Below are 10,338 nucleotides of genomic sequence, written 5' to 3' on the forward strand. Positions count from 1 at the left end.
AGGCTCAGGTCCAATCTATTTCGCTTGCATATTCCTATTGTCTTCATGACGCCACCTTGCCCCTCATCCCACCTCAGAGGCCTAACGTCGAAATAATCGAAAAGAAAACACAAAGTGGGGGCGTTGCCATCCGGCAACACCCCCATAAGGTGACGATTTGAGTATTCAGATTCCCCTGAACACTTATTTAGTACCAGCCCACCGACTCAGAGTGACTCCAAGCCCCACAAGGGGAGCCATAGCGTCCGGCAATATAGCCCAGTCCCCATGAGATTTGTGTGGCGGGGTTTGTTGCCCAGTCAGCACCTGCGCTAGCCATCTTGCTGCCAGGAAGTGCCTGGGGGATGCCGTATGCACCAGATGAGGAATTGGATGCGGCATAGTTCCAACCCGATTCGCGGTTCCAAAGGCTAACGAGGCACTGAAATTCGCCCTCACCCCAGCCATAGGCCCCCATCATCGAGTGAGCAATGGCTTGGGCATCCCCGGCATTGGTACCACCGGAGGGGGTAGAGGCAGCGGCGAGGGCAGGTGAAACTGCTCCAGGTGCAGGCTTGGGCTTAGTGCCAACGAGAACTACTTCATCTACCTTAGGGGTGACAACCATAGAGGAGACGAGAGTACGAGAGATTTCCTTTCCATCAACAGTGGTGACGGTGTAGATCTCGCGGCTCACGCCGTCAGATCCCTCTTGTTCGGTCTTGCTCTCACCTTCGTAGAGTTCGTCAGTTTTCTTCTCAACACGCTCGTGTTTGAGAGGAGTGTTGACAACATCCTGAGTGACGGTTGCGTGATTAACAGTGACAGTCACACCTGCCTTAGGTTCTTCCGTTAGGCTGACGGAGACCTGATCTCCGGCAGTGGTATCGACGTGCACGCCGGCCTGATTGAGCGCCTGAGCCCAGGTATCTGCATCAGTGCGGGCATCACGCTTCACTCCGTCCACCACGAGGATGTAGGAAGTAGACGCGGACGGATCTGCAGAAGCAGTGGGATGGGAGTGCGCAGCCGCTTCAAGTCCTTGTGTACTCAACAGTGCCGCATTGTGAACGAGAGGAGCAACGTCAGGCCCTTGCATCTGCACCGCGGCGTAGGCACCACCAGAGATAATCAAAGACACGCCTGCGGCTACAGCACCCGCACGGCACACGACAGTCTTGGAATCATGCTGAGGTGCATCTGCCGATGAGTGAGAGCGCATCAGATGCGTGAGAGTTCGAGTGGGGATGAAAGCAGCTAAACTGCGGTCACCTTGAGAATGACGACCCACGAGGTTGTTCTCCTTGGAAAAGTACGTGCGTACCGGTTAAGTCTGCACTCACCGTAACCGAATCGTAACCATGGAGCAAGACAAGGTCCGCCATCTCACATTTTAGTGACCGTCTGTTCGCTTCCTTAACGAAAAAATGAGCATGAACTCATTCACCATGCGCCATAGACTGCTGTGGAATTGGCATCGAGTTGCTCGCACATAGTTTCAAGACTTAGACCTCGTTGTTCTGCAAGAAAACGAACGGTGGCAGGCATCATGTATGAGCCGTTAGGACGCCCACGCCAAGGTACTGGCGAAAGGTAGGGAGCATCCGTCTCACATAAAAGAAGGTTGCCAGGTATACGAGCAATAGCTTCCCTCAGCGAACCATTCGCCTTATAGGTCACAGGACCAGCCACGGAGGCATACCACCCGCGCGAGGTAAGGTGATCAGCCATCTGCGTATCACCAGAAAAACAGTGGAAGATGGTACGTTCAGGTGCGCCGTCTTTCTCTAACACCTCAATACACTGCTCGTGAGCATCACGATCATGAATCTGGAGAGGAAGATTCAATTCTTTCGCCAGGGCGATGTGGGCGCGCATACTTTCTCGTTGGGCATCCAAGCCTTGCTCATTGGTGCGGAATAGATCCATGCCTGTTTCGCCAATGGCTACCACAACATCGCTATGAGAACGCACGAGTTCAGTCATACGCACCATAGCGACATCAAGTTCTACTTCGTGATGCGGAAGGACATGTGGCTGGAGTCCATCGGCTGCTACAGCGCGCACACCAGCATGCATTGCTGCTTCGTTGGGATGAATAGCAACTGCTACGCGCACCCCCATTAATTCACGAGCCATCTGGAGGGTAGGCAGCCAGGAGGGGGCTTCGCATGCACTGGTAATAATGCGGTTGACCCCCACCTCATGAGCAAGTTCAACAAGAGTGAGCGCATCACGGCTGGGCGCTTGGGAGGCGAAGGCGAATTCTTCTCCATCAATAGGCAAGTGAGTGTGGTTGTCCATCACGGGCACAGGAAGCGGCTGGACTACCTCAAGGTCAGGCCAACTACGTTGCTTCTTTGTTTTTCCCATGGTTCTTCTTTCATCTTCGGGCGTCGTCATCGTCAAAGGGCGCTTGTGTGATGAGTGTGTTTCCTCATCAGCCACAAGCGCCCTTGTCCGTTGAGTCGAGGCGCTTAGGCGCCTGTCACGTCATCGGGAACTGCGTCAGCGTAGCGCGCGAGTTCTTCTTCAACGATGGCTTCATCAAGCTTGGTGAACACGGGTGTTGGCTTTGTAATTTCGCGTCCCACTTTCACCTCGTGACGTCCCCATGTAGGAGCGTTGGAGTAGTCACCAGTGATGATCGGATAAGTGGTGCGTCCGTCGAAGTCGGCGGTGAGAACTTCAGGATCCAGTTCTTCAACTTCTTCAATAACGGGCATGGGTGCAATATTTCCTTCACCACCCATGACACGATCCACATCGTTTGCTGCGTGAGGAAGGAACGGGGAGAGCATAAGGTTCAGGTCAGCCACGGCCTGAGCCAAAGTATGGAGGATGGTGGCTAGACGCTGCCGAGTTTCTTCATCTTCACCCTTGAGTTTGAAAGGTTGGGTATCAGCCACATACTTATTAGCTTCACCCACCAGACGCATTGCTTCTGACAGCGCAGCCTTCTGACGGTGCGAGGCAATGAGAGGGCCAACAGTATCGAAGCCTGCCTTAATGGAGCGAAGCAGTTCTTCATCGATAGGCTCGAGAGAAGCGGGAGCAGGGATATAACCAAAGCGCTTAGCAATCATGGATGCCGTACGGTTAACCAGGTTGCCCCAAGCGGCAACAAGTTCAGAATTGGTACGGCGGACGAATTCTGCCCACGTGAAATCGGCATCAGAACTTTCGGGGCCTGCAGCACAAATGAAGTAGCGCAGTGCGTCTGCCTGGTAACGCGAAAGCATGTCACGCACATAAATAACGATTCCTTTGGAGGAAGAAAACTTCTTCCCCTCCATGGTGAGGAATTCACTGGAGACGACTTCAGTAGGCAGGTTAAGGATGCCAAACGGACCAGGCTCGCCACCCCGGTTTCCTTGACCGTTGTGGGCTAGCATTTCTGCAGGCCAGATCTGGGAGTGGAAAACAATATTGTCTTTGCCCATGAAATAGTAAGTGAGGGCTTCAGGGTTGTTCCACCATTCACGCCACTTTTCCGGTTCGCCAATGCGACGTGCCCATTCGATCGAAGCGGACAAGTAACCGATCACAGCATCGAACCATACATAAAGACGCTTGGAGGGTTGATCATCCCAGCCGGGAATCGGGATACCCCAGTCAATGTCACGACTCATGGCGCGAGGGCGAATTTCGGCGAGGATGTTCTGACTGAACTTGATAACGTTGGGGCGCCAGGTTCCGGATTCTTCACGCTCATCAAGCCATTCACCTAGCGCTTCGGCCAACGCAGGCAGATCGAGGAACCAGTGCGTGGATTCCACGAACTGGGGAGTCTCGCCATTGATACGGCTGACGGGATTGATGAGGTCTGTGGGGTCAAGTTGATTACCGCAGGAATCACACTGATCACCACGAGCACCACCTTCACCGCACATGGGGCAAGTACCTTCGATGTAACGGTCAGGCAGGGTACGGCCGGTAGAGGGGGAGATGGCTGCGGAGGTGACCTGTTCGATCATGTAACCGTTATCTCGAACGGCTTCGAACATTGCACGTACTGTGGCGTAGTGGTTACCAGTTGTAGTACGGGTGAACAGGTCGTAACTCAAGCCAAGAGCAACAAGATCTTCAACGATGAGTCGATTGTTACGGTCGGCAAGTTCGCGAGCGCTGATGCCTTCTTCGTCTGCAGCCACAAGGATGGGAGTTCCGTGTTCATCAGTGCCTGAGACCATGAGAACGTCGTGCCCCGCCATACGCATGTAGCGGGAGAAAACGTCAGAGGGAACACCGAAGCCGGCAACGTGACCAATGTGGCGTGGACCGTTGGCGTAAGGCCAGGCCACAGCAGAAAGAATATGCGTCATGGCTCTAGCCTATCGGTTTGCGCGTTTCATGAGAACTTTCACGCAATGACCAAGCGCTCACATTGTATTAATGCACCACGAAACCATTTTCCTAAGAAGTAAGGCGGGATCGTGAGGTGAAGACGGCTCAATTCTCACATTCAGCCCAGGCTTGATCGCTGGTGGTGACAATAATGCCTGCAGCAGTCATTTCTTCAACAGCCTGTTTGCCTTGTTCTGGACTCACCGGTTCGCTGAGGTCAGTGAAGCACCATGTGGTAAAACCGTTGGCTGCCGAGTCGAGGGCAGTCTGCTTGACGCAGTGCGACAAAGCTAGTCCTATGACGTCAACTTTTTCGACTCCGTGACGCCCCAGGACTGCCTGAAGTTTCTCTCCGACATTACCGGTTCCATCGAATGCCGAGTATGCCGCACTATATTCGCCTTTTTTAATGTGGACAACGCTGAGTTTAGGTGACTGAATAAGATCGTCAATAACAGGTTTAATAGCCGGGTGAAGCGCCGCTTCATCAGTATGAGCCACTCCATGAACCGGCCAGGTATCCACGTAGTCAGGGGTATCGCTGAAATGTTCACCTGGGTCGATATGCCAGTCTTGGCTGGTAATGACTATGTCGTAATCTTCGCCGTGTTCACGAAGATAGTCGGCGATCTTTTCTGCGCAAGCATTGCCTCCATCAACGGCAAGAGCACCCCCCTCACAGAAGGTCGGCTGAACATCAACGACGAGTAGTGCGCGTACAGCACCATGCGCGAGAGACTTCATACGAGTCACTTTAGTGTGTCCTACGCCATGATTAATAATTCTCTTCACCCTCAGCGTGATACAGAAGTACCACAAACTCTCAACACGCTGTTTTCCGACAAAAGCGAGTTGTCAGCCTTGTCGTGCGTCAAGAGCGCCTTGATACAGCGCCCGCGAACGTAACCCATACTGATGGGCTACGTGTCGGGCTGCTGCTTTGAGTTTCATGCCTTGATCAACGAGAGCAAGTACTTCAACAATGGCTTGGTCATCATCAACCATCATTTCTCCAGCACCACGAATGACGATAACAATTTCCCCGCGAGCATTTTCAGCACGTTCCGCCAATTGACTAGGCGTTCCGACCCACACATCTTCGTAGGTTTTTGTCAGTTCTCGACACACCGCTACCTGACGCTCCGGAAGGATTTCGGCCATATGGGACAGAGTCGCCTGAAGACGGCGTGGCGAGTCGAAAACGATGGTGGTGGCACTTTGAGTAGCCAATGTTGAGAAGAAACGCTCTTGTTCTCCGCGTTTGCGAGGCATAAAACCCTCAAAGATCCATCGATCTGTGGGCATACCACTGAGCGCTAGTGCGGTGAGAACTGCTGAGGGGCCGGGTGCGATACTTGCTGGAACTCCGCTCTGGTGTGCAGCTTCGATGAGTCGATATCCAGGGTCAGAGACACATGGCATTCCTGCATCGGAAATCATGAGTATGCGCTGCCCTGCTTGTGCTTGCTCAATGAGCCAGGGCGTTTGGGCTGCTTCGTTATGTTCATGGTAGGCCACGAGTTTGCCAGCGATACGTATCCCCAGTCGACCAGCGAGGTTAAGTGCACGGCGGGTATCTTCTGCGGCCACAATGTCTGCTTGAGCAAGGGCGAAGACAAGTCGTGCAGAGGCATCAAGAACATTACCGATTGGGGTAGCGGCCAAGAGAATGGTTCCCGGTGCAATGACATCAGCGGGTTGGGGCCATGCGGCGTCAGTGTTTGCCTCTGGTGCGTTGGTCATAGATATCAGTATCTCGCATGCTGTGAGTCCACGTAGACTCTCGGTGTGACTACGCCATCGTCTGCCTCGACTCCCCCAACTGCCTCAACCCCTGATGAATGCGAAACTGGTGATGTTCTCACCCTCCCCACACCACCGGCTCCCAGTGCCGCACACACAGAGCCGTCTACAACGCATCGGTCTACCAGTCCATCTCACCGTGCGCAGCACCTTCATGCCGACGCCGCAGGGACGCAGCCATCATTATCCGTTCCTTCACCTCTCTCCCCCGCCAGTAGCCATACGCGTCATCCCCAAGGTCTTACCCGTAGCCGCATCATGTCTCGGGCAGGAGGGAAGCATCGCTCTTGTCAAGGCCCGGCGTGGTTGATGAAATGGCGTGAAAAATGGAACGCAGCGTCGTCATCGGCACAGTGTTGGATTGTTGCTGGCGTGATGAGTTTGCTGGGCGCACTGTTGCGCCTTCCAGACCTATCTCATCCACATGTCTTGATGTTTGACGAGACGTATTACGTCAAGGATGCTTACGCACTCAGCCACCTAGGGTATGAGGGGACATGGGGGCAGGGTGCGAACCCCTTATTTGTTCATAACGATATGAGCGCGCTAAGCAGCGATCCCGCATTTATCGTTCACCCACATCTGGGTAAATGGCTTATCAGTATGGGAATGACGCTCTTTGGTGCCAACAGTTCATTTGGTTGGCGATTGATGCCTGCGTTGGCAGGTATCGTCACGATCACTCTGGTAGTGCGCTTGATGTGGCGCCTCATTTCCTCGCCACTTCTTGCTGGTTTGGCTGGGCTCTTTGTTGCCCTTGACGGAGTGGGTATCTCTGAATCCCGTATTGCCTTGCTCGATGTATTCTTAGCCCCCTTTGCTTTAGGGGCATTACTCATGCTCCTGCGTGATCGTGAAGAACATGCCGCCATCATTAACAATGCTGCTACAGCCTCAAGGCAACCGCTGACTCGTGCTCCTCATGCGGGTGCACGCTGGTGGCTCATTGGTGCTGGTGTTATGTTGGGGTTGGCTTGCTCAGTGAAATGGTCAGCCCTTTATATGCTGGCTGTTGTTGGCATCATGGTGGTTGTCTGGGACACGATGGCACTTAAGCGCACAGGAATGAAGTCCTGGCTTATCGAGGGCGTTGTTGCTAGTGGCATTGGTGACTTTGTTCGTCTCGTTCCAACGGCATTCGTTGTGTATATGGCCTCATGGTTCTCATGGTTTACCCACCCACTGGCTTATGGGCATGGTTGGGCTGCTTCTCAGCGTCAGCAGGGCTTACCCGTCAGTTGGGGGTGGCTGCCTGATTCATTGAGAGATCTCCTGCATTACCACGAGTTGATGTACACCTTCCACGTCAATCTGGAATCCGAACACCCTTATGCGTCCAATCCCCTCGGATGGCTGGTGCAGTCTCGTCCCACGTCATTCTTCTGGCCAAGTGAAGCTGAGATGGGCAATCAAGCCCATGCTTGCGGTGCGGATCGCTGCGTTCAAGCCATCACTTCCATTGGCAATATCCCTATGTGGTGGGCTGCTCTAGTCGCTTTGGTTGTCGTGATTGTTCTTGCGATCCGTTGGGAAGACTGGCGCGCGTGGGTAATTTTGTCTGGGTACCTGGGCTTCTACGTACCCTGGCTGTTCTACATGGATCGCACAATCTTTACTTTCTACACTGTGGCCTTCATGCCGTTCGTAGCAATGGCTTTGGCCTGGGCACTGGGCTGGGCCATGGGGATCGTCAAACGCCCACTCGTTACTTCTGCTATGGGTTCTTCTTCGGAGGCTTCCACCCAGACCACTGTTGCTCTCGACGATGAGCACAACGGCGGGTACACCGAGACTGCGCTTATGTGCCCTGATGACAATCAGCCTGTAGGCCGCCAAGGCGGCCTACAGGCTGATCATACTGGGCTCAACAAATGGGGACTTATCCTCAGTAGCGGTGTTGTTGCCAGCGTTGTTATCTTTACGATTCTGTGGCTTCCACTTTGGACAGGCCGAACCATTAGTTATGACTGGTGGTACTGGCACATGTGGCTTGATTCATGGATCTAGCCCTCGTGCGCCAGCACCATGAATGTCAAATGAGAATCGGAGCCCGCTCCGAGTCGGGGATCTCTTCATCAAGTGCAGTGATCATGCGCTGAGAGACGAGCACCATGGCCAACAAGGTGACGATAAGAGCAACGAAGCCTGCCCACGAGTTACCTGTTGCAGCAAGGACCAGATAGCCAACCAAGGAGGCGATCATACAGGTCACCGCATAAGGCAACTGAGTACGCACGTGAGTAATGATGGACGACGACGCGCCGGTAGCAGACAAAATTGTCGTATCGGAGATTGGGGAACAGTGGTCACCCATGACAGAACCGGCGAGAACGGCTCCAAGCGCAGGAATGAGGAATTCCGGTGCGTCAAGATGATTCATGATGTCACCTGCGATCGGAATAAGCAGACCGAAGGAACCCCAGGAAGTACCAGTTGAGAAAGACATGAGGCAGGCGACCAAGAACATCATAGGGATGAGCCACTGAGGTGCCACATTAGCAGTCTCAACGAGATGACCAAGGTAAGTACCGGTTCCCAGTTCCGAAATGAGGGAGCCAAGTGCCCACGCCATCAGAAGAATTGCAATGGCGGGCAGCATAGAGCGAGCGCCTTGTCCCACGCCCTGCCCAAGAACCTTGGAGTCAAAAGTATTGTTGTCGCGCGTTTCAATGAAATAGAAGACGAGAGCTGCCACCAGACCGCAAGCGCCACCAATGATGAGGGATTCATTCACCATCGTATTAGCGAGCATGTCAAGCATGGTCCACGATCCGCCAGACAGGCCACCGGTGATGAACATCGAGCCAATCACACCAACAATCAGAGCGATAAACGGCACGATGAGACTGCGAACTTTACCTTCGCTGTGAACGGGAAGGTCATCAGAAAGTTCACCAGGAATGTCTTCACCGCTTTGGTAAGTTTCACCTTCACGAATAGCGCGACGCTCTTCGGTACGCATAGGACCGAGGTCCACCTGAAGTGCAATCATCAGCAGAACCATGAGGATAGCGCTGATTGCGTAAAAATTGGTTCCCGCTGCTCCGAGGAAAGCCCCTACTTCACTGTGCTGTATGGAGGACATCGCAACGACCGGCGCCAAAAGACCAATGATGGATGCACCCCATGATGAAAACGGTGCCAACACTGCCACAGGTGCCGAAGTGGAGTCGATGATGTAGGCCAGCTTAGCGCGAGAAACGTTGTATTTATCTGTTACGGGCTTAGCAATCTGCCCAACGGCCAACGCGTTGAAGTAATCGTCGATGAAGATTGCAATGCCGAGGAACGCAGCTAGGTACTGAGCACTCTTGCGACTCTTGATTTTGCCTGCTGCCCATTGCGAGAGGGCAGCCGATCCTCCGGACATGAGGATGAGGGCGGTAATGATGCCGAGCATGAGGAGGAATAGGAGGATATAAATCTTTCCAGTATTCAACTCTCCGTCGGCGTAGACGATTCCGAAGAATGCGCCCCAAATGTCTTTAATCGTTCCAAGGGGGGAGAAATCGTTGATCAGAAATGCTGCAGCAACGATGCCTAGCCCCAGGCTCAGCAGGACCCTACGGGTCATGATGGCCAGGATGATTGCCACCAAAGGTGGAGCAATCGCTAGAAAGGGATATGACTCAAGCATAATGAGCTCCTCGAGACGTAACAGAAAAATACACGTGCCGAGAATACTAATGCGCTACCACATTAAATGCCTAATACAAACAGTGTGTGATAGCCGATAGTTTGCTGAAAATAGTCTGACTTTAGGGGCTGTACCACAGCAGATGACCGAAATAAACATGAACTTAGGCCCTTTGTCTCAAATCAACACCATTCGCTCAAACAAAAACCTACTAGCAACCATCACGTCTCCTTTTGCCAAGGAGGGAAAGAAGCTATGAGAAACACGATCTATTTTGATCGGCACATGAGCGCCGGAGAATCGTTTACTTCATGGGAGAAATGACAGACACGATCTACCTTGATCGGCACATAAATATGGAGCCCAACGACGAAGCAAGACAAGTAGAACAACTTGCCGAAAAGAGCCATGAGGCGTAAGAGACGGCGCACTGAGAATATCCGACAATGCCACACACAAATGTAGGCGCAAGTGGTGGTGGGTGTGGGGGAGCCCCGCCAACCACACAAACATGGCAGCGGGGCTCAACCCTCACAAGTATATGTACGGCGGCGTCCTACTCTCCCACACCC

General features: G+C 53.2%; 7 protein-coding genes. 1 reads left to right on the forward strand and 6 read right to left on the reverse strand.

Annotation, left to right across the window (positions count from 1 at the left end; all coding sequences use genetic code 11):
- Window positions 1-187: 187 nt before the first annotated feature.
- From A9753_RS06815 to rsmI, 5 genes are all read right to left on the reverse strand, one after another.
- On the reverse strand, window positions 188-1,270 hold the full coding sequence (locus A9753_RS06815) for an aggregation-promoting factor C-terminal-like domain-containing protein (protein ID WP_067782196.1): 1,083 nt from the start codon (window positions 1,268-1,270) through the stop codon (window positions 188-190).
- Window positions 1,271-1,422: 152 nt separating this feature from the next.
- Complete coding sequence (locus tag A9753_RS06820; RefSeq protein WP_067782199.1) at window positions 1,423-2,352, reverse strand: TatD family hydrolase; 930 nt, start codon at window positions 2,350-2,352, stop codon at window positions 1,423-1,425.
- A 104-nt stretch (window positions 2,353-2,456) separates the two neighbouring features.
- Window positions 2,457-4,304, reverse strand: coding sequence for a methionine--tRNA ligase (gene metG / locus A9753_RS06825; protein WP_067782202.1), 1,848 nt, complete (start codon window positions 4,302-4,304; stop codon window positions 2,457-2,459).
- 127 nt (window positions 4,305-4,431) lie between these two features.
- Window positions 4,432-5,070: an isochorismatase family protein gene (locus A9753_RS06830; protein ID WP_067782204.1), complete on the reverse strand. Its 639-nt coding sequence runs from the start codon at window positions 5,068-5,070 to the stop codon at window positions 4,432-4,434.
- Window positions 5,071-5,181: 111 nt separating this feature from the next.
- Entirely contained in the window at window positions 5,182-6,069 is an 888-nt protein-coding gene (rsmI, locus tag A9753_RS06835; protein ID WP_067782206.1) for a 16S rRNA (cytidine(1402)-2'-O)-methyltransferase, read from the reverse strand.
- A gap of 45 nt (window positions 6,070-6,114) precedes the next feature.
- Between rsmI and A9753_RS06840 the strand changes: the two genes are divergently transcribed.
- Complete coding sequence (locus tag A9753_RS06840; RefSeq protein ID WP_141673345.1) at window positions 6,115-8,136, forward strand: dolichyl-phosphate-mannose--protein mannosyltransferase; 2,022 nt, start codon at window positions 6,115-6,117, stop codon at window positions 8,134-8,136.
- 25 nt (window positions 8,137-8,161) lie between these two features.
- Here the strand turns inward: A9753_RS06840 and A9753_RS06845 are convergent, their stop codons facing one another.
- A complete protein-coding gene (locus A9753_RS06845; protein WP_067782212.1) occupies window positions 8,162-9,766 on the reverse strand; it encodes a Na+/H+ antiporter NhaC family protein in 1,605 nt (534 codons plus the stop codon).
- Window positions 9,767-10,338: the final 572 nt, after the last annotated feature.

The sequence above is a fragment of the Actinomyces vulturis genome, assembly GCF_001687305.1.
Lineage (GTDB): Bacteria > Actinomycetota > Actinomycetes > Actinomycetales > Actinomycetaceae > Actinomyces > Actinomyces vulturis.